Source organism: Microbacterium sp. PA5 (assembly GCF_049860775.1).
GTDB lineage: Bacteria > Actinomycetota > Actinomycetes > Actinomycetales > Microbacteriaceae > Microbacterium.
This window is the reverse complement of record NZ_CP187567.1, coordinates 1,431,577-1,450,208: the sequence shown is the minus strand read 5'-3', so window position 1 is coordinate 1,450,208 and position 18,632 is coordinate 1,431,577. Positions and strand designations below refer to the sequence as shown.

At 71.0% G+C, this 18,632-nt stretch carries 19 protein-coding genes and 4 tRNA genes; 18 read left to right on the top strand and 5 right to left on the bottom strand.

The window, feature by feature from the left end:
• Positions 1–42: 42 nt before the first annotated feature.
• Positions 43–600 carry a type II toxin-antitoxin system PemK/MazF family toxin gene (locus ACPWUT_RS06775; RefSeq protein ID WP_284527189.1) on the top strand — a complete coding sequence of 186 codons (558 nt, stop codon included), beginning with the start codon at positions 43–45 and terminating at the stop codon, positions 598–600.
• Positions 600–1,112, top strand: coding sequence for a type II toxin-antitoxin system PemK/MazF family toxin (locus ACPWUT_RS06770; protein WP_425841894.1), 513 nt, complete (start codon positions 600–602; stop codon positions 1,110–1,112). Before ACPWUT_RS06775 ends, ACPWUT_RS06770 begins: the two co-directional genes overlap by 1 nt.
• Positions 1,113–1,163: 51 nt before the next feature.
• On the opposite strand, the gene ACPWUT_RS06765 is transcribed toward ACPWUT_RS06770, so the two are convergent.
• A tRNA-Val gene (locus ACPWUT_RS06765) sits at positions 1,164–1,236 on the bottom strand.
• Between the two features lie 148 nt (positions 1,237–1,384).
• On the opposite strand from ACPWUT_RS06765, the gene ACPWUT_RS06760 reads away from it, so the two are divergent.
• From ACPWUT_RS06760 to ACPWUT_RS06740, 5 genes are all read left to right on the top strand, one after another.
• Positions 1,385–1,457: transfer RNA gene (locus ACPWUT_RS06760), tRNA-Gly, on the top strand.
• A 55-nt stretch (positions 1,458–1,512) separates the two neighbouring features.
• Positions 1,513–1,583: transfer RNA gene (locus ACPWUT_RS06755), tRNA-Cys, on the top strand.
• A gap of 26 nt (positions 1,584–1,609) precedes the next feature.
• A tRNA-Val gene (locus tag ACPWUT_RS06750) sits at positions 1,610–1,684 on the top strand.
• Positions 1,685–1,767: 83 nt separating this feature from the next.
• Positions 1,768–2,274 (top strand): glycine cleavage system protein R, encoded by a 507-nt coding sequence (locus tag ACPWUT_RS06745; RefSeq protein ID WP_284527187.1) that lies wholly within the window; start codon positions 1,768–1,770, stop codon positions 2,272–2,274.
• 4 nt (positions 2,275–2,278) lie between these two features.
• Positions 2,279–2,938, top strand: coding sequence for a DNA alkylation repair protein (locus tag ACPWUT_RS06740; protein WP_284527186.1), 660 nt, complete (start codon positions 2,279–2,281; stop codon positions 2,936–2,938).
• A gap of 8 nt (positions 2,939–2,946) precedes the next feature.
• Here the strand turns inward: ACPWUT_RS06740 and ACPWUT_RS06735 are convergent, their stop codons facing one another.
• A complete protein-coding gene (locus ACPWUT_RS06735) occupies positions 2,947–4,110 on the bottom strand; it encodes an SLC13 family permease (protein ID WP_425842210.1) in 1,164 nt (387 codons plus the stop codon).
• Positions 4,111–4,347: 237 nt separating this feature from the next.
• On the opposite strand from ACPWUT_RS06735, the gene thrS reads away from it, so the two are divergent.
• The gene (gene thrS / locus ACPWUT_RS06730; protein ID WP_284527185.1) at positions 4,348–6,357 is read left to right on the top strand and encodes a threonine--tRNA ligase; all 2,010 of its coding nucleotides are present in this window, start codon (positions 4,348–4,350) and stop codon (positions 6,355–6,357) included.
• On the top strand, positions 6,354–6,893 hold the full coding sequence (locus tag ACPWUT_RS06725) for an HIT family protein (protein WP_284527184.1): 540 nt from the start codon (positions 6,354–6,356) through the stop codon (positions 6,891–6,893). Before thrS ends, ACPWUT_RS06725 begins: the two co-directional genes overlap by 4 nt.
• A gap of 40 nt (positions 6,894–6,933) precedes the next feature.
• Here the strand turns inward: ACPWUT_RS06725 and pdxY are convergent, their stop codons facing one another.
• Both pdxY and ACPWUT_RS06715 read right to left on the bottom strand, forming a co-directional pair.
• On the bottom strand, positions 6,934–7,800 hold the full coding sequence (pdxY, locus tag ACPWUT_RS06720) for a pyridoxal kinase PdxY (RefSeq protein ID WP_284527183.1): 867 nt from the start codon (positions 7,798–7,800) through the stop codon (positions 6,934–6,936).
• Between the two features lie 6 nt (positions 7,801–7,806).
• A complete protein-coding gene (locus ACPWUT_RS06715) occupies positions 7,807–9,141 on the bottom strand; it encodes an aminotransferase class I/II-fold pyridoxal phosphate-dependent enzyme (RefSeq protein WP_284527999.1) in 1,335 nt (444 codons plus the stop codon).
• A gap of 79 nt (positions 9,142–9,220) precedes the next feature.
• Here ACPWUT_RS06715 and pdxS point away from each other — a divergent pair, with 79 nt between their 5' ends.
• Together pdxS and pdxT are read left to right on the top strand one after the other, a co-directional pair.
• On the top strand, positions 9,221–10,105 hold the full coding sequence (gene pdxS, locus ACPWUT_RS06710) for a pyridoxal 5'-phosphate synthase lyase subunit PdxS (RefSeq protein ID WP_284527182.1): 885 nt from the start codon (positions 9,221–9,223) through the stop codon (positions 10,103–10,105).
• Positions 10,095–10,730: a pyridoxal 5'-phosphate synthase glutaminase subunit PdxT gene (pdxT, locus tag ACPWUT_RS06705; RefSeq protein ID WP_284527181.1), complete on the top strand. Its 636-nt coding sequence runs from the start codon at positions 10,095–10,097 to the stop codon at positions 10,728–10,730. The genes pdxS and pdxT overlap by 11 nt, the downstream gene beginning before the upstream one ends.
• Before the next feature lie 16 nt (positions 10,731–10,746).
• Here the strand turns inward: pdxT and ACPWUT_RS06700 are convergent, their stop codons facing one another.
• A complete protein-coding gene (locus tag ACPWUT_RS06700; RefSeq protein WP_425841887.1) occupies positions 10,747–12,123 on the bottom strand; it encodes a pyridoxal phosphate-dependent decarboxylase family protein in 1,377 nt (458 codons plus the stop codon).
• A gap of 99 nt (positions 12,124–12,222) precedes the next feature.
• On the opposite strand from ACPWUT_RS06700, the gene ACPWUT_RS06695 reads away from it, so the two are divergent.
• From ACPWUT_RS06695 to secF, 7 genes are all read left to right on the top strand, one after another.
• On the top strand, positions 12,223–12,981 hold the full coding sequence (locus tag ACPWUT_RS06695; protein WP_284527179.1) for a YebC/PmpR family DNA-binding transcriptional regulator: 759 nt from the start codon (positions 12,223–12,225) through the stop codon (positions 12,979–12,981).
• 68 nt (positions 12,982–13,049) lie between these two features.
• Positions 13,050–13,610, top strand: a complete 561-nt coding sequence (gene ruvC / locus ACPWUT_RS06690) for a crossover junction endodeoxyribonuclease RuvC (protein ID WP_284527178.1) — start codon at positions 13,050–13,052, stop codon at positions 13,608–13,610.
• 48 nt (positions 13,611–13,658) lie between these two features.
• Positions 13,659–14,276 carry a Holliday junction branch migration protein RuvA gene (gene ruvA, locus ACPWUT_RS06685; protein ID WP_425841883.1) on the top strand — a complete coding sequence of 206 codons (618 nt, stop codon included), beginning with the start codon at positions 13,659–13,661 and terminating at the stop codon, positions 14,274–14,276.
• On the top strand, positions 14,269–15,318 hold the full coding sequence (gene ruvB, locus ACPWUT_RS06680; RefSeq protein ID WP_284527176.1) for a Holliday junction branch migration DNA helicase RuvB: 1,050 nt from the start codon (positions 14,269–14,271) through the stop codon (positions 15,316–15,318). The genes ruvA and ruvB overlap by 8 nt, the downstream gene beginning before the upstream one ends.
• A gap of 75 nt (positions 15,319–15,393) precedes the next feature.
• The gene (locus tag ACPWUT_RS06675) at positions 15,394–15,849 is read left to right on the top strand and encodes a preprotein translocase subunit YajC (protein ID WP_284527175.1); all 456 of its coding nucleotides are present in this window, start codon (positions 15,394–15,396) and stop codon (positions 15,847–15,849) included.
• 33 nt (positions 15,850–15,882) lie between these two features.
• Positions 15,883–17,613, top strand: coding sequence for a protein translocase subunit SecD (gene secD, locus ACPWUT_RS06670; protein WP_284527174.1), 1,731 nt, complete (start codon positions 15,883–15,885; stop codon positions 17,611–17,613).
• Positions 17,613–18,602: a protein translocase subunit SecF gene (gene secF, locus ACPWUT_RS06665; RefSeq protein WP_284527173.1), complete on the top strand. Its 990-nt coding sequence runs from the start codon at positions 17,613–17,615 to the stop codon at positions 18,600–18,602. The genes secD and secF overlap by 1 nt, the downstream gene beginning before the upstream one ends.
• Positions 18,603–18,632: the final 30 nt, after the last annotated feature.

The window sequence follows — 18,632 nt, the reverse complement described above, 5'->3', positions numbered from 1 at the left end:
GGCTTCGGCCCGGCGCCCCTTCGCGTTGCTAGCCTTGCCGCCATGACCGCACCCGGGCAGGACGGCTTCGTCCGCGGAATCATCAAGGGCATCGTGAACGTGCTGGGAGGCGGTGCGCCCGTGCTGGACGAGCAGCTGCAGCGCGCGGCCGAATCCGACCGCTCCCGCGGATCGGACTCGGCGGAGGGCTCCGGCACCGTGGAGCTCGATCCCGCGGGAGTGCCGGAGCTGCGGATCTCCTACGCACCGGATCCCGACGGCGAGCCCGACGCCGGCGAAGTCGTCTGGACGTGGGTGCCCTACGCCGAGAACGACGGGCGCGGCAAGGACCGCCCCGTCCTCGTGATCGGTCGCCGCGACCCGCTGCGTGTGTACGCGGTGCGCCTCACGAGCCGGTCGCACGAGGACGAGCGCGACTTCCTCGAGATCGGCCCGGGGGAGTGGGACCCCGCGGGACGTCCCTCCTGGGTCGACGTCGACCGGCTCTACAGCGTGCCGCACGCGGCCATGCGGCGAGAGGGCGCCGAACTCGACCAGGATCGCTTCGCGCTCGTGGCCCGCGCCCTCCAGCAGCGGCACGGCTGGCGGTTCGAGGGCTGATGGCGCTCGGGAACTGGCTGCGGAGGCTCTTCGGCCGGCCGCAGCGGGCCGCCCGCGGTAGCGGCGCACCCGCCGCCTCGTTCGATGCGACCTCGACGTGGGAGGTCACCGACCCCGGTCGGCGCGCGGTGCACATCGTGTACGCCCCGCGCCGCGACGGCGTGCCCGATGCGGGCGAGATCGTGTGGGCCTGGGTTCCGTTCCAGGAGGACCCGACGCAGGGCAAGGACCGTCCGATGCTCGTCATCGCCCGCCACGACGTGCAGCGCTGCTACGCCCTGAAGCTCACAAGCAGGGCACCCGGGGGAAATGCTGCTCGCAGGAACGACCACGTCGCCATCGGCACCGGGCCCTGGGACCGGCAGGGACGCGAATCGTGGGTCGACCTCGACCAGCTCTACAGCGTGCATCACCGCGGCATCCGGCGCGAAGCGGCTCCGCTGGACCGGCGCGCATTCGCGCGGGTGGCCCGCGTGCTGGCGCAGCGGCACGGCTGGCTGTTCGACGGCTGAGGGTCCGCCGACCGAACGCGAAAACCCCCGCCGAGGCGGGGGTTCTGACGGTGGGCGATACCAGACTCGAACTGATGACCTCTTCCGTGTGAAGGAAGCGCGCTACCAACTGCGCCAATCGCCCAAGACTCCGAGGAGCCGAGAACCGATGCTACCGGATGCGGGCACGGAGACCGAATCGGGGGACGGGACACGCGCGGGGCGCGCTCGGTTTTGCAGTTCGAATTTCGTGGGCTAAAGTCGTTCAAGCGCCCGGGGAAACCAGGGAGCACGCGGATGTAGCGCAGTTGGTAGCGCATCACCTTGCCAAGGTGAGGGTCGCGAGTTCGAGTCTCGTCATCCGCTCGAGTGCGGGGGCCCCTTTTCGAAGGGGTCACGACACGTGGGTCGAACCACACACGGTGGCGTGGCCGAGCGGCTAGGCACCGGCCTGCAAAGCCGTTTACACGGGTTCGAATCCCGTCGCCACCTCGCTCACAACTGAAAAGCCTTCACAGGCGCGATTGGCGCAGCGGTAGCGCGCTTCCCTGACACGGAAGAGGTCACTGGTTCGATCCCAGTATCGCGCACCACCGAAACCCCCGGAATCCCGGGGGTTTCTTCGTTCCCGGCCCCGTGCCTCCCGCCCGGCGGATGACCCGGCTAGGCTCGGCCCATGGCCCATCTCGTGCTCTCTGTGGTCGGTGACGACCGCACCGGTCTGGTCAGCGCCCTCGCCGACACGGTCGCCGCCCACGGCGGCAACTGGGAGCGCAGCGAACTGGCGGAGCTCGCCGGCGCCTTCGCGGGGATCGTGCTCGTGACCGTGCCCGACGGCCGCGCGGACGAGCTGACCGACGCCCTGCAGGAGCTCGACGGCCTTCTGCGCGTGACGACCCACTCCGGAGCCCCGGCGGCGAGCCCGGCCGGCCGATCGCTCACCTTCACCGTGCTGGGCAACGACCGCCCCGGGATCGTGCGCGACGTCACCTCGGCGGTGAGTGCGCACGCCCTGAGCATCGACGGCTTCACGAGCCGCACGCTCGATGCGCCGATGGCCGGCGGCACCCTGTTCGAGGCCACCGTCTCGGTGCGGGTGCCCGGCGATCAGGACGCCGCCCCGATCGTCACCGCGCTCGAGCGTCTGGCGGACGAGATCCAGGTCGATCTGAGCCTCGGCTGAGGCCGTGGACCTGGCCGCACGGATCCGCGCCGACCTGCGCGCGGTCGCCGACCCCGGCCGTGCCGCGGGCCAGCAGGCGTACATGAAGTCCGCGATGCCGTTCCTGGGTGTGCGGGTGCCCGAGGTGCGCCGTCTCGCGCGCTCGGCAGCGGCCGGCGAAGCCGACGGGCTGAGGCTCCTGGCGGTGGCGCGCAGACTGTGGGACGACGCGACGCACCGGGAGGAGCGCTACGCCGCCGAGGCGCTGCTGACGCTGCGACCCGTGCGCGGGGATCTCGCGGTGGTCCCGCTCGTCGAGCACATGGTGCGCACCGGCCAGTGGTGGGACATCACCGACGAGCTGTCGGGTCGCATGGCCGACCTCCACGACGCACACCCGGACGAGACGGCGGCGCTCGTGCGAGCGTGGAGCATCGACGACGACATCTGGATCCGGCGCATCGCGATCCTCTCGCAGCTCGGACGCCGCGATCGCCTCGACACCGTGCTGCTGGCCGACGTCATCGAGCCGAGCCTCGCCCGCCGCGAGTTCTTCCTGCGCAAGGCGATCGGCTGGGCGCTCCGTGACCACGCCCGCGTCGCGCCGGACTGGGTCGAGCGCTACGCGGCGTCGCACGAGCTCAGCCCGCTGAGCCGCCGGGAGGCGCTGAAGCACCTCGGCTGAGTGCCCCGTCAGCCGCGGAGTGCGAGCGGCGCGACGGCCGCGAGCACTGTGAGCGGCGCCGCCAGCAGGCTCAGGAGGACGTAGCGACCCCAGGGAACTTCGACGCCGACGGCGTGGAGTCGCTGATGCCAGAGCAGGGTGGCCAGGGATGCCCACGGGGTGATGAGGGGGCCGGCGTTGACACCGATCAGGAGCGCCGCGAGCCGCTCGGGAGACGCGGCCGCCGATTCGAGGGCCAGGTAGGCGGGCAGGTTGTTGACGGTGTTCGCCGCGAGCAGCCCGACGCCGGACAGTCGCCACAGGTCGACCAGTCCGTCGCCCTCGCCGGTCAGCGCGACGATGAGCGCACGCGAGCCGAGTGCCTCGAGCGCCCCGACGGCCAGGAACAGGCCCGCCGCGAAGACCACGAGCTGCCAGGGGACCAGCGAGAGGTGGAGGGCGTCGGGGGAGCGCCAGGCGAAGAAGACCCCGAGGACGATCGCCGCGGCCGTGGCCGGGATCCATGGCTCGAGGCCGCTGACGAGCAGCGGCATCATGACCACCACGACCACCGCGGCCACGCGCAGCTGCAGCCGGTCGGCGACGACGGGCGGCGCCGACACGGCGAACCGACCTGTCAGCTCGCTCCGGTGCAGCAGGAAGAGCAGCAGCACGCTCACACCGATCGCGACCGCCGCAGACGGCCCGAGGAGGGCGAGGAACGTCCCGGCGTGGGCGCCCTCCAGCCGGTGCAGGGCGAGCAGGTTGGTGAGGTTGGACACCGGGAGCACGAGAGAGGCCGTGTTGGCCAGCCAGACCGTGGTGAAGGCGAACGGCAGCGGGCTCAGCCCGTGCGCGCGGGCGACGGCGATGACCACGGGCGTGAGGAGGACGGCCGTGGTGTCCAAGGACAGGAAGGCGGTCGCGACCACGGCGAGCAGAACCACCGCGAGCCACAGCGCCCAGGTGCGCCCGCGCGCCAGCCGTGCCAGTCGCGCCGCCACGACGTCGAACACGCCCGCCGCGGCCGCCAGCTCGGCGACGATCGTGACGGACACCACGAACAGCAGCACCGGCCAGACCCGCTCGCCGATCGCCACGGCGTCCTGCAGGGGGAGGACGCCCACGCCGACGGCCGCCGCCCCCAGCAGGAGCAGCGCGACTCCGACCAGGGCGAGCTTCACGGCATCCATCATGACGGGCGCACCACGCGACGACGCGCACGCCACGGCCCCACCCGGGCACACCGGCCACACCGGGCAGCGGCGATAGACTCGACCCATGGAACACCGCCGGGCCGTCGTCACGACTCTCGTCGCGCGCACCGGTGCGCGAACGCCTCACGCCTGAGCGGGCAGGACGCGGAACGTCCGAAGCTGAGCACATCCCTTCCATCCAGCCGCACCGCGGCCACCTCTGGAGAAGTTCCCTTGACTGACGCCACCACCCCGTCGGACGTGTCCTACCCCGCCGACGGCTTCGCCCTCTTCCCCGATCGTTCCGTCGTCGCGCTGCGCGTGAACGGCGAGCTGAAGGACCTCGCCACCGTCGTGACGGAATCCGACGCCGTCGAGCCGGTCACCGTCGACAGCGCGGACGGACTGTCCATCCTGCGCCACTCCACCGCCCACGTGCTCGCCCAGGCGGTGCAGCGCGTGCGCCCGCAGGCGAACCTCGGCATCGGCCCGCCGATCGTCGACGGCTTCTACTACGACTTCGGCGTGGACGAGCCGTTCACCCCCGAAGACCTCAAGGCGATCAAGAAGGAGATGGAGCGGATCGTCCGCGAGGGTCAGCGCTTCGTCCGCCGAGTGGTCACCGACGACGAGGCGCGCGAGGAGCTGGCCGACGAGCCGTTCAAGCTCGAGCTGATCGGCCTGAAGGGGGGCTCCAAGGAGGCCGCCGAAGGCGCGTCGGTCGAGGTCGGCGCCGGCGAGCTGACGATCTACGACAACGTCACCCGCGACGGCGAGACCGCGTGGAAGGACCTCTGCCGCGGTCCCCACGTCCCCTCCACCCGGATCGTGGGCAACGGCTGGGACCTGACCCGCATCGCCGGCGCGTATTGGCGCGGCAGTGAGAAGAATCCGCAGCTCCAGCGCATCTACGGCACCGCCTGGCCTACGAAGGACGAGCTCCGCGCCTACCAGCAGCGCCTCGAGGAGGCCGCCAAGCGCGACCACCGCAAGCTGGGCAAGGAACTGGACCTGTTCTCGTTCCCGGACGAGATCGGTTCGGGCCTGAGCGTGTGGCACCCCCGCGGCGGCATCGTCCGCGGCGAGATGGAGCAGCACGCGCGCCGCCGCCACATCGAGGGCGGCTACACCTACGTCTACACTCCGCACATCTCCAAAGAGGACCTGTTCATCACGTCGAACCACCTCGTCACCTATAAGGACGGCATGTTCCCGCCGATCCGGATGGACGAGGAGCGCGACGCGGACGGCACCGTCACCAAGCATGGCCAGGACTACTACCTGAAGCCGATGAACTGCCCGATGCACATCCTGATCTACAAGGAGCGGGCACGCAGCTACCGCGATCTGCCGCTGCGCCTCGCCGAGAACGGGACGGTCTACCGCAACGAGCTCTCCGGGGCCCTGCACGGACTCACCCGCGTGCGCGGCTTCACCCAGGACGACTCGCACCTCTTCGTGACTCCCGAGCAGCTGGAGGCGGAGGCGACCCGCGTGCTCGAATTCGTCATCTCGATGCTGCGCGACTTCGGGCTCGACGACTTCGAGCTGGAGCTGTCGATGCGAGACGACGAGAAGGAGAAGTGGATCGGCAGCGACGAGTTCTGGGAGTACTCCACGAACGCGCTCCGCAACGTCGCCGTCGCGAGCGGCCTCAAGCTCACCGAGGTGCCCGGCGAGGCGGCGTTCTACGGCCCGAAGATCGACCTGAAGACGAAGGACGCGATCGGCCGCACCTGGCAGCTGTCCACCGTCCAGGTCGACCCCAACCTGCCGGAGCGATTCGGGCTGGAGTACACCGGACCCGACGGTGAGAAGCACCGCCCGATCATGATCCACCGCGCGCTCTTCGGATCGATCGAGCGCTTCTTCGCCATCCTCCTCGAGCACTACGCCGGAGCCTTCCCGGTGTGGCTGGCTCCCGTCCAGGTGGTCGGCATCCCGGTGGCGGAGGACTTCGCCCCCTATCTCGACGACATCATCGGGCGCCTGCGCGCGGCGGGTGTGCGCGCGGAGGTCGATCACTCCGACGACCGGATGCAGAAGAAGATCCGCACCCACACGACGCAGAAGGTGCCGGTGCAGCTGATCGCGGGGGAGCAGGACCGCTCGGGCGGAACCGTCTCGTTCCGCTTCCGCGACGGCTCGCAGACCAACGGCATCCCCGTCGACGAGGCCGTCGACCGCATCGTGCGCGCGATCGCCGATCACACGCTCGTCAACACGGCGGGCGACCTCGCATGACGGACGGCCTGGAGGACGCCGCGCACCTCGCCGGGGTCCCGGACGAGTTCCAGCGGCTGTGGACGCCGCACCGCATGGCGTACATCCAGGCCGGCCCGGAGCCCCTCCGCGAGGAGTGCCCGTTCTGCGCGGCGCCCGCCAAGTCCGACGCGGACGGTCTCATCGTCGCCCGCGGCACGGCCGCGTACGTGCTGCTGAACCTGTTCCCGTACAACTCCGGACATCTCCTCGTCTGCCCGTACCGTCACATCGCGACCTACGACGAGGCGACGGCCGAGGAGGTCGCCGAGATCGGAGCGCTCACGCAGACGGCCATGCGCGTGCTGCGCCAGGTCGCCCGCTGCGACGGCTTCAACATCGGCATGAACCAGGGGCGGGTCGCCGGCGCGGGGGTCGACGGACATCTGCACCAGCACGTCGTGCCGCGGTGGGCGACCGACGCCAACTTCTTCCCGATCATCGCGAAGACCAAGGCGCTCCCGCAGCTGCTCGGCGAGGTGCGGGAGTCCGTGGCCTCGGCGTGGCCGACCGGCTGATCCGCGCGACCGGGGCCACCAGGGCCGTGCTCAGCGGACCTCAGCGGACCTGCGTGACCTCGAACTGCAGGCGCGGCTGGGCGTAGAACTCCTGCGCCTCGACAAGCTGCAGCTCGCGCTGACCCGCGTCGAAGGTCGTGCGCAGCAGATCCCACACGCTGGAGGTCGTCCGCGCCAGCGCGGTCGCCGCGTCGCCGGTCTCGCGGTAGTGCGCGGTGAACAGCGCCGCGGTCACATCCCCCGAGCCGTTGGCCTTCATGGGGATGCGCGGCGTCTGCACGATCCAGGCGCCCTCGTCGGTGACCGCGAGCATCTCGATGGTCTCCTCGCCGCCGTCGAGCACCGGGCGGTCGGGGCGCTCGACGCTCGTCACCAGCACTGTCGAAGGTCCCATGGCTCGTGCGGCGTCCACCGACGCGAGCGTGGAGGCGAGGTCGCTCGGCTCGGTGCCGGTCAGGAAGCCCAGCTCGAACTGGTTCGGGGTGATGATGTCGGCGGCGGGCACCACGCGCTCGCGCAGGAGCACCGGGATGGCCGGCGCGACGAAGCAGCCGCTCTTGGCGTTGCCCATGACGGGGTCGCAGGCGTAGACCGCGGCGGGGTTGGCGGCCTTCACGCGCGCGACGGCATCGAGGATGACGTCGGCGATGCCTTCACCGCCCTGGTACCCCGACAGGACGACGTCGATCTCGGGGAGCACACCGCGCTCCTCGATGCCGGTGATCACATCGCGCACGTCGTCGGGGCTGATCATCGGCCCGCGCCAGGAGCCGTAGCCGGTGTGGTTGGAGAAGTTCACCGTATAGACCGGGAGCACCTCGACGCCGATGCGCTGCAGCGGGAACACCGCCGCCGAGTTGCCCACGTGACCGTAGGCGACGGCGGACTGGATCGACAGGATCTTCACGGGAGATCACCCCACCCTTCGGGATTCGGACACCGCCGCGACCGCGGCGGCGAGATCGTTCGCCAGGCGCTCGGCATCGGCGTCGGCGAGGTCGTGCACGGTGAGCCGCATCCGGCGCGAGGCGGCGTCGTCGGCGAGGACGAACTCGTCGCCGGTGCGCGCGAGCCAGCCGCGGCGCATGAGCTGCTCGCCCGCTGCGCGCGCCGGCACCGGCAGCTCGACCCAGAGGTTGAGGCCGTCGCCGACGGCGACGGGAAGGCCGCGCGAGGTCAGCTTCTCGGCGAACGCCGCGTTGCGAGCGGCGTAGTGCGCGGCCGCGGCGCGGATGCCGTCGCGCACCTCGTCGTCGGTGAGCAGGGCCAGCACGAGCCGCTGGAGCAGGTGGCTGACCCACGTCGTTCCCGGGCTCAGCCGCATCGCGAGCCGCTCGGCCGTGTCGGGATCGGACGCCGTGACGGCCAGGCACATGTCGGGGCCGAGGAACTTGGAGACCGATCTGATGAGTGCCCACCGGCGGTGCTGAGGTCCGATCAGCGAATGGTGGGGGGCCGTGGACAGGAGCGAGAAGTGGTCGTCCTCGATGACCAGGACGTAGGGGTGATCCGCGAGCACCTCCCGGAGCTGCCCCGCGCGGGCGGCGCTGAGGCTCGCCCCGGTGGGATTCTGGGCGCGGGGCGTGCAGACGACCGCACGCGCACCGGCATCGAGGGCGGCGCGGAGCCCGTCGACGGTCATGCCCTCGGCGTCCACCGGCACCGGCACCGGTCGGTAGCCGCCGAGCCGCACGGTGTTGAGGCTCGAGAGGAAGCAGGGGTCCTCGAGGGCCACCGCATCGTCGCGCGTGAGCGCCTGCGCGAGCAGTCGCTCGATCGCATCGGAGGCCCCGCTGGTGATCGTCAGCTCCATGGGCAGCCGAGGGTCGACGGCGTCGCGCATCCACGCGGTCGCCCAGGCGTCGAGATCCCGGTCGATGACCGGCTCGCCGTACAGGACGGGGCGCCCGGCGACATGGGCGAGCGCCCGCGAGAGATCGGGGATGAGATCGGGGTCGGGATTGCCCGTACCCACGTCGCGGAGCACGGAGTCGGCCGCGAAGCCCTCCTGGGCCACGGGGGACCGGCCCGCCACGATCGTCCCGCCGCGCCCGCGCGTGACGACGATGCCGGCCTGCGTCAGGTGACGATACGCGGCCACGACGGTGTTCCGGTTCACTCCGAGCTGGTCGGCGAGAGCCCGGACGGGCGGCAGCGCGTCGCCGGGACGGAGCACCCCTCGCTCCTGGAGCGCGCGGACGCTGTCGGCGATGTCGGCCGCCGAGCCGCCCGTGATCTGCTCCGTCATCGTCATCCTCGAAGTCTATGTGCCCAGTCATGCTACCTTTTGGCCTAGGCCAAACAGCGAAGCTCGAAAGGACACCATCGTGTCGACCACCGGATCCTCCCGCGTCAAGCGCGGACTCGCCGAGATGCTCAAGGGCGGCGTCATCATGGACGTCGTCACACCCGACCAGGCGAAGATCGCCGAGGACGCCGGAGCCGTGGCCGTGATGGCCCTCGAGCGCGTGCCCGCGGACATCCGCGCCCAGGGCGGCGTGTCGCGCATGAGCGACCCCGACATGATCGACGGCATCATCGAGGCCGTCTCGATCCCGGTGATGGCCAAGGCCCGCATCGGCCACTTCGTCGAGGCGCAGGTGCTGCAGGAGCTCGGCGTCGACTACATCGACGAGTCCGAGGTGCTGTCGCCCGCCGACTACGTGAACCACATCGACAAGTGGGGCTTCACCGTTCCGTTCGTCTGCGGAGCGACGAACCTCGGCGAGGCCCTGCGCCGCATCAACGAGGGTGCGGCGATGATCCGCTCCAAGGGCGAGGCGGGCACCGGCGACGTGTCGGAGGCGACCAAGCACATCCGCAAGATCCGCAGCGAGATCAACGTCCTGCGCTCGATGACCAAGGACGAGCTGTTCGTGGCCGCGAAGGAGCTGCAGGCGCCCTACGAGCTGGTGGCCGAGGTCGCCGAGACGGGCGCGCTGCCGGTGGTGCTGTTCGTCGCCGGAGGGGTCGCCACGCCGGCCGATGCCGCCATGATGATGCAGATGGGCGCGGACGGCGTCTTCGTCGGGTCGGGCATCTTCAAGAGCGGCAACCCCGCCCAGCGCGCCGCCGCGATCGTCAAGGCGACCACCTTCTTCGACGACCCCAAGGTCATCGCCGAGGTCTCGCGGGGTCTGGGGGAGGCGATGGTCGGCATCAACGTCGCCGATCTTCCCGCTCCGCACCGGCTCGCCGAGCGTGGCTGGTAGCCCGCGCGTCGGGGTCCTCGCCCTCCAGGGCGATGTCCGCGAGCACGTGAGGGTCCTCACGGCGCTGGGGGCGCAGACGGTGCCCGTGCGGCGCCCCGAAGAACTGGCTTCGGTCGACGGCCTCGTGCTGCCCGGTGGCGAGTCCAGCGTCATCGACAAGCTGTCCCGCGCCTTCGGCATGCAGGCGCCCATCCGCGAGGCGATCGCCGGCGGGATGCCGGTGTACGGCACCTGTGCGGGACTCATCCTGCTCGCCGACCGCATCACCGACGGCATCGTCGGGCAGGAGACGTTCGGCGGGCTCGACGTCACGGTGCAGCGCAACGCCTTCGGCAGCCAGGTCGACTCCTTCGAGGTCGATCTGGCGGTGCCGGCCCTGCGCTCGGCGGGGGACGACGCCTCGGGTGGCGAGGGCGGCGAGGGCACCGAGGTGCACGCGGTGTTCATCCGCGCACCCCTCGTGCTCGACGCGGGACCCGCCGTCGAACGGCTCGCCACGCTGGCCGACGGACGGATCGTGGCGGTGCGTCAGGGACCGCTCCTCGGGACGTCCTTCCATCCCGAGGTCACCGGGGAGACGCGCTTCCACGCGCTCTTCCTCGACACGGTGCGCGCCGCGGCCTGACCGGCCGGCACGCCGGTCAGCCGGAGACGGCGGCTGCCAGCCGCTCGATCGCCGCGACGGTGAGGTCGATGTCGGCCTCCGTCGTCGCCCAGGACGACATGGAGCAGCGGATCACCGCGCGCCCGCGCCACTGCGCACCGGTGAGCGCGGCCGTGCCGTCGGCGAGGATCGCCGCGCCGAGCCGGCGGGTGGCCTCGTCGTCGGCCAGGCGGAACATCACCTGCGTGTAGTCGACGTCGCCGATCACCTCCACACCCGGGATCTCCCGGAGCGCGGCGGCGAACCGCCGGGCGTTGTCGTGCAGCCGCTCGACGAGACCGGCCACCCCGCGCCGTCCGAGGCTGCGCAGCGCCGCCCACGCCGGGACCCCGCGCCCGCGCCGCGACAGCTCCGGACCGACGTCCCACGGGTCCAGGCTGGCGTACATCAGATAGTCGCCGCCGGTGCGGAACATCGCGATCGCATCCGCCGGGTCGCGCACGATGGCCATGCCGCAGTCGTAGGGCACGTTGAGCGTCTTGTGCGCGTCGGTCGTCCACGAATCCGCCGCGCCCACGCCCGCCGTCAGATGCTCCAGTCGCGGCGAGGCGGCCGCCCACAGCCCGAACGCGCCGTCGACGTGGACCCACGCCCCGGCGCGCCGGGCGGCGGGGATCAGCTCGGCGAACGGATCGAACGCCCCGGTGTGGACCTCTCCCGCCTGCAGGCACACGACGGTCGGCGCCCCGTCCCCTTCCGCGAGAGCAGCCGCGAGACCGTCCGGCCGCATCCGTCCCTGTTCGTCGGCGGGCACGACCACGAGCTCCTCGGACCCGATCCCGCACATCCGCGCCGCTCGGTCGATCGAGCCGTGGCGGTCGGCGCCGACGATGAGCCGGATCTCGGGCGCGCCGCGCAGCCCCCGCACCGTCGCGTCCCAGCCGACCCGCCGGAGGACGGCGTGCTGCGCGGTGGCGAGACAGACGACGTTCGACACCTGGGCGCCGGTCACGAATCCGACGGCGGACTCCGGGGGAAGGCCGAGCAGATCGCAGATCCACCCGCCCGCGACGCGCTCGAGCGCCACCGTGGCCGTGGTCATGGTGCTCGATCCGGAGTTCTGGTCCCAGGTCGACACCAGCCAGTCGGCAGCGAGGGCCGCCGGCAGCGTCCCGCCGATGACGAAGCCGAAGAACCTGCCGCCCGGGATCGCGACGAGACCCGGATCCGCCCGCTCCGCCAACTCCGCGACCACCTGATCGGCGTCGATGCCGTCCGGCTGCAGCGGACCGCCGAACACCTCCTCCATCTGCTCGAGCGTCGCCCGCGGCCACACCGGACGATCGTCCAGCGTCGCCAGGAACCTCGACGCCGCCCGATGGGCGGTGCGCAGTGCGCGTTCTCGTTCGTCCATGCCTGGAAGTGTCCTCGCCGCGGCTCGCTGATACAACGGGAGCGGCCGGCCGGCCGCGGACCGCACGGGGCGTCGCGGCGTCCCCGTAGACTTGTGGGCATGTCCGGCCACTCCAAGTGGGCGACGACCAAGCACAAGAAGGCGGTCATCGACGCCCGACGTGCCAAGTCGTTCGCCAAGCTCATCAAGAACATCGAAGTCGCCGCCAAGCTCGGCGGCGCCGACCTCGCGGGCAACCCGACGCTCTACGACGCCGTCCAGAAGGCCAAGAAGACCTCGGTGCCCAACGACAACATCGACCGCGCCATCAAGCGCGGCGCCGGCATCGGCGGCGAGTCGGTCGAGTACACGACGATCATCTACGAGGCGTACGGTCCGAACGGGGTCGCGCTCATGGTGGAGTGCCTCACCGACAACAAGAACCGCGCCGCCGCCGAGGTGCGCACCGCGCTCTCGCGCAACGGCGGGACCCTCGCCGACCCCGGATCGGTCGCCTACAACTTCCACCGCAAGGGCGTGCTGGTCGTCTCGGGGGAGGGCGTCTCCGAGGACGACGTCATGCTGGCGGCACTGGAGGCCGGCGCCGAGGAGATCGAGCCGCACGCCCAGGGCTTCGAGGTCATCACCGACCCGTCCGACCTGGTCAGCGTGCGCACGGCGATCCAGGAGGCGGGACTGGACTACGAGTCCGCCGACGTGGAGTTCGTGCCCTCGCTCAAGGTCGAGATCGACGCCGACACCGCGCGCAAGATCTTCCGCCTCATCGACGCGCTCGAGGACAGCGACGACGTCCAGAACGTCTTCAGCAACTTCGACCTCCCCGCCGAGGTCCAGGCCGAGCTCGAGAGCGACGACTGACGCGCGGGCGCGCGGTCGGCACCGCGCGCCTGCCGGCGCCGGGCCCGTCGCCCGCGTAGCGTGACCCCGTGGCATCCGTCCTCCGCGTCCTCGGCATCGACCCCGGGCTCACCCGCTGCGGCGTGGGCATCGTCGACGTGCGCCCCGACCGCTCCGCCACGCTCGTGCACGTCGGCGTGGTGCGCAGCGAGCCGGACGCGCCGATACACGAGCGCCTCGCGGTCATCGCGGCCGGCCTCCGCGGCGTCGTCGACGCGCACGACCCGCACGTCGTCGCGGTGGAGCGGGTGTTCGCCCAGCAGAACCGGCAGACCGTGATGGGCACCGCCCAGGCCAGCGGCATCGCCCTCCTCATCGCCGGGGAGCGCGGCCTTCCCGCGGCGACCCACACGCCGTCCGAGGTCAAGGCCGCCATCACCGGCTACGGCTCCGCCGACAAGCGGCAGGTGCAGACGATGGTCGCGCGCGTCCTGCGCCTCGACGCCCTGCCGCAGCCCGCCGACGCCGCCGACGCCCTCGCCATCGCCCTCTGCCATGCGTGGCGACGAGGCCCGCAGACCGCGGCATCCGGAGCGCTCACCCCCGCGCAGCGCGCCTGGGCCGACGCGGAGCGGCTCGCGCGCCGCTGACAGCGTGTCGCTCGAACACATGTACGAACGCGGGCGTAGGCTCGTGGCATGATCTCCTCGCTGCGCGGCCGTGTGCTGCACCTTGATGCCGAGAGCGTCGTGATCGACGTCGGGGGTGTGGGGTTCTCGGTGGCCGTGACGCCCCAGCTCGCGCGGGACTTCCACGTCGGCGACGAGATCGTCCTGCACACGACGCTGATCGTGCGCGAGGACGCCCTGTCGCTCTACGGCTTCCGGGAGCGCGAGGAGCTCGTGGTCTTCGGACAGCTCCTGGGCGTGTCCGGCGTCGGCCCGAAGTCCGCGCTCGGGGTGCTGGCGTCGCTCACCGTCGGCCAGATCGCCACCGCGGTCGCGGAGGAGGACGACGCGCCGTTCCGCCGCGTCTCCGGCATCGGCCCCAAGACCGCCAAGCTCATCGTCGTCCAGCTCGCGGGCAAGCTCGCCCACGTCCCGGCCACCGGCTCCGCTCCGGCCGCCGTGCCGGCGGTCGGCGGCCAGGTGGTCGCGGCGCTCATCGCCCTGGGCTGGAACGAGCGGGTGTCGACCGAGGCGGTGTCCGCCGTCGCCGCCGACGCCTCCGCCCAGGACGCCGCCTCGGTCCCGGCGCTGCTGAAGCTCGCACTCGCGCACCTCGGCCCGGCACGGGCGGAGCAGACACGTGGCTGACGCTCGCGATCCAGGAGTCGCCGAGGACGAATCCGAGCTCGCCGTCGAAGGCGCGCTGCGCCCCACCTCGCTGTCCGAGTTCGTCGGGCAGCAGAAGGTGCGCGGTCAGCTCCAGCTGCTGCTCGACGCCGCGCGCATCCAGCAGCGTCCGCCCGACCACATCCTGCTCTCCGGGCCGCCCGGGCTCGGCAAGACGACGCTCGCGATGATCGTCGCTCACGAGAGCGAGCGGCCGCTGCGCATGTCCAGCGGTCCGGCGATCCAGCACGCGGGCGACCTGGCGGCACTGCTGTCGAGTCTCGTCCCCGGCGAGGTGCTGTTCATCGACGAGATCCATCGCATGGCGCGCTCCGCCGAGGAGATGCTGTACCTGGCGATGGAGGACTTCCGCATCGACATCATGGTCGGCAAGGGCGCCGGCGCCACCAGCATCCCGCTCGATCTCGCGCCGTTCACGCTCGTCGGCGCGACGACGCGCTCGGGCCTGCTGCCCAATCCGCTGCGCGACCGGTTCGGGTTCACCGCCCACCTCGAGTACTACGAGGCCGAGGAGCTCGAGCAGGTGATCGCCCGCTCGGCGCGCATGCTCACCGTCGAGGTGCCGCCGGTGGCGCGCGCCGAGATCGCCCGCCGCTCACGGGGGACACCCCGCATCGCCAACCGCCTGCTGCGCCGGGTGCGCGACTACGTCATCGTCCACGGCGGCGACGAGCGCGGCGAGCACGGCGGGGGAGCCGCCTCGGAGCGTGACGTCGCCGCCGCACTGGAGCTCTACGACGTCGACGCGATCGGGCTGGACCGCCTGGACCGGGCAGTGCTCGACGCGGTCATCCGCCGATTCCGGGGCGGCCCGGTGGGCCTCAACACCCTCGCGGTGACCGTCGGCGAGGAGGCGGAGACGATCGAGTCGGTCGTCGAGCCCTATCTCGTGCGCATCGGCTTCCTCGGACGGACGCCGCGGGGGAGGGTCGCGACGCCCGAGGCGTACGCCCATCTGCGGGTGCCGCGCAGCGACGAGGCGCTGAGATTCGATGACCTATAATCACTGAAGGCTCTCGCCAGATCCCTTATCGGCCGCACGTCGCGGCTTGCCCGTCGTGAAAGGCGCCCTCTCTCCATGATCTTCGCAACGTCGCAGGACGCCCCGCAGCTCGACCCGGTCAGCTCGTTCTTCGCCCAGTACGGGATGCTGCTGCTCCTGCTGGCGCTCATCGTGTTCATGTTCTGGAGCTCGCGTCGCCGCGCCGCGCGCATGAAGGCCGAGCAGGAGAACAAGCAGCGGGCCATGGTGCCCGGCGTCAAGGTGCTCCTGCAGGGCGGCCTCTACGGCACGCTCGTCGAGTTCGACGCCGAGGACCTGTCGCGCCCGGCGATCATCGCGCTCGCCCCCGGCGTGGAGATCGAGGTGCACAGCCAGGCGATCATCCGCACGGTGGACCCCGAGGAGCCGGCCGAGGACGACGTCGCCGAGACCGAGGCGGACGCCGCGTACTCCGCCGACGCCGGCCAGAGCGCCGTCAGCCCCGCCGAGGCCGACACCGCCCCCGACGCGGACGACAAGCCCCGAGCCTGACCCGCCCGCGTCGTTCACGAGAAGGACTCCTCTGTGGCCGCTCCCACTCCCGTTCGCCATGCCTGGCGCGCCCTCATCGGGCTGCTGACCCTCACGGCGCTCCTCTTCGGCATCAACGCCCTCGGCGTCTTCGTCTTCACCGACGCCGAAGGCAATCCTGCGAGCTCGTGGGCTCCCGAGCTCGCCCTCGACCTGCAGGGCGGTACGCAGATCATCCTCGAGGCCAACACCCCCGACGGCAGCCAGCCGACGTCCGAGCAGATGGACCAGGCCGCCTCGATCATCCGTCAGCGCGTCGACGCCTCCGGCGTCGGCGAGGCGGACATCACCACGCAGGCCGGCAACCAGATCGTCGTCCAGGTGCCCGGTCAGGCCGACGAGGAGACCCGCAACCGCATCGAGGCATCCGCCCAGCTGCAGCTGCGCGCGGTCCTCTACACGGGATCTCCGGCGACCTCCTTCGTGGGTGAGGACGGCAATGAGACGCCGTACCCGTCGCCGGACCCGACGCTCAACGCCACGCCCACCGCCGCTCCGACCAACGGCAGCGACCCGAACTGGGTCACCGACGCGCTCTACGCGAAGTTCCTCGCCTACGACTGCTCCGACCCGGCGAACACCCCCGCGACGGAGCCGGCCGACCAGCCGCTCATCACCTGTGAAGCAGACGGGTCGGCGAAGTACATCCTCGGCCCGGTCGAGCTCGACGGCTCGTCGATCTCCGACGCCTCGAACGGACTGAACACCCAGAACAACCAGTGGGCGGTGAACATCGTCTTCGACGGCGAGGGCACCGAGACCTTCGGCAAGATCAGCCAGCGCCTCTACGGTGCGACGGCCCCGCTGAACCAGTTCGCGTTCGTCCTCGACGGCTCCGTGCTCTCGGCGCCCTCTATGAACGCGGTGATCCTCGACGGCAAGCCGCAGATCACGGGCAACTTCACGCAGGAGACCTCGAAGGTCCTCGCCGACCAGCTCAAGTACGGCGCCCTGCCGCTGAGCTTCGAGGTGCAGAGCTCCAACTCCATCTCGGCGACGCTCGGCTCGCAGCAGCTGCAGATCGGCCTCATCGCGGGCCTCATCGGCCTGATCCTCGTCGCGATCTACTCGCTCGTGGTCTACCGCGCGCTCGGCTTCGTCATCATCGCGTCGCTCGTCGTGATGGGCGTGCTGACCTACATCACGCTCTGCATCCTCGCCTGGCGCATGGGCTTCCGCCTGTCGCTGGCCGGTGTGGCCGGCCTGATCGTGACGATCGGCTTCACCGCCGACTCGTTCATCGTCTACTTCGAGCGCATCCGAGACGAGCTGCGCGACGGCAAGTCGATCACGAGCGCCGTCGAAGACGGCTGGGGCCGCGCCAAGCGCACGATCTACATCTCGAAGTCGATCAACATCCTGGCCGCCGTGGTCCTCTACATCCTGGCCGACGCGACCGTGAAGGGCTTCGCGTTCACCCTGGGCCTCACCACCCTGATCGACATCGGCATCTTCATCCTCTTCACCCACCCGGTGCTCCAGCTCCTGGCGCGCACGCGGTTCTTCGGCGGGGGCCACCCGCTGTCGGGCCTGGACCCCGAGGCGCTCGGTGCCGTCTACCGCGGTCGCGCGCAGTTCCGCGCCCCCGTCGAGACGGGCGGCCGCAGTGCCGCGCAGCGCCGCGCAGCGAAGTCGCGCGGCGAGGCGGAGCGCCGTCAGACCATCGCGGAGCGCAAGCTCGCCCAGGGCGCCGATACGCGCTCGACGACGGAGGGAGACGACTGATGCGCTCCATGAGTCAGCTCGGCAACGACCTCTACACCGGGAAGGTCTCCTTCCCGTTCGTCGGCCGTCGCCGCCTGTGGTTCATCATCGCCGCGGTGCTGGTGATCGGCGCGGCCCTCGTGCCCGTGTTCCGCCCGGTGCAGTTCTCCATCGAGTTCACCGGAGGATCGCAGTTCACCGTGAACGGGGTGTCCGCCCCCGATCAGACGCTCGCCACCGAGGCGGTGCAGTCGGTCGTTCCCGGAGCGACCACCAAGGTCACCACCATCGGCGACGATGCCGTGCGCGTCCAGACCGACCAGATGACCGACCCCGAGACCCGTGCGGTCACCACCGCGCTGGCCGAGATCTACGACGTCGCCGAGGACAGCGTCAGCTCGTCGTTCATCGGCCCGAGCTGGGGCCAGGACGTGACGCGCCAGTCGCTGTGGGGTCTCGCGATCTTCCTCGCGCTGACCTTCCTGATCCTCGCGATCTACTTCCGCACCTGGAAGATGTCCGTCGCCGCGATCATCGGCCTCGTCGACGTGCTCGTCATCACCGTGGGCGTCTACGCGGTGTTCGGGTTCGAGATCTCTCCCGCCGCCGTCATCGGCTTCCTGACGATCCTGTCGTACTCGCTGTACGACACCACGGTCGTCTTCGACAAGATCCGGGAGAACACCCACGAAGACGGCGAGAAGTCCGGCCGCACCTTCGGCGAGTCGGTGAACCTCGCGGTGAACCAGACGCTCATCCGATCGATCAACACGACTGTCGTCGCGGCCCTGCCCACCGGCGCGATCCTGTTCATCGGCGCCCTGTGGCTCGGAGCCCAGACGCTGACCGACATCTCGCTGTCGATCTTCGTGGGAACGATCGTCGCCGCGTACTCCACGCTGTTCGTCGCCGCGCCGCTCTTCTCGCTGCTGCGGGAGAACGAGCCCGAGATCAAGGCACGTGACGAGCGCGTGCTGGCGGCGCGCGAGAAGGCCGTGACGGCGGCCTGACCGGGCCTCCGACGGGCGTAGGATTGACAG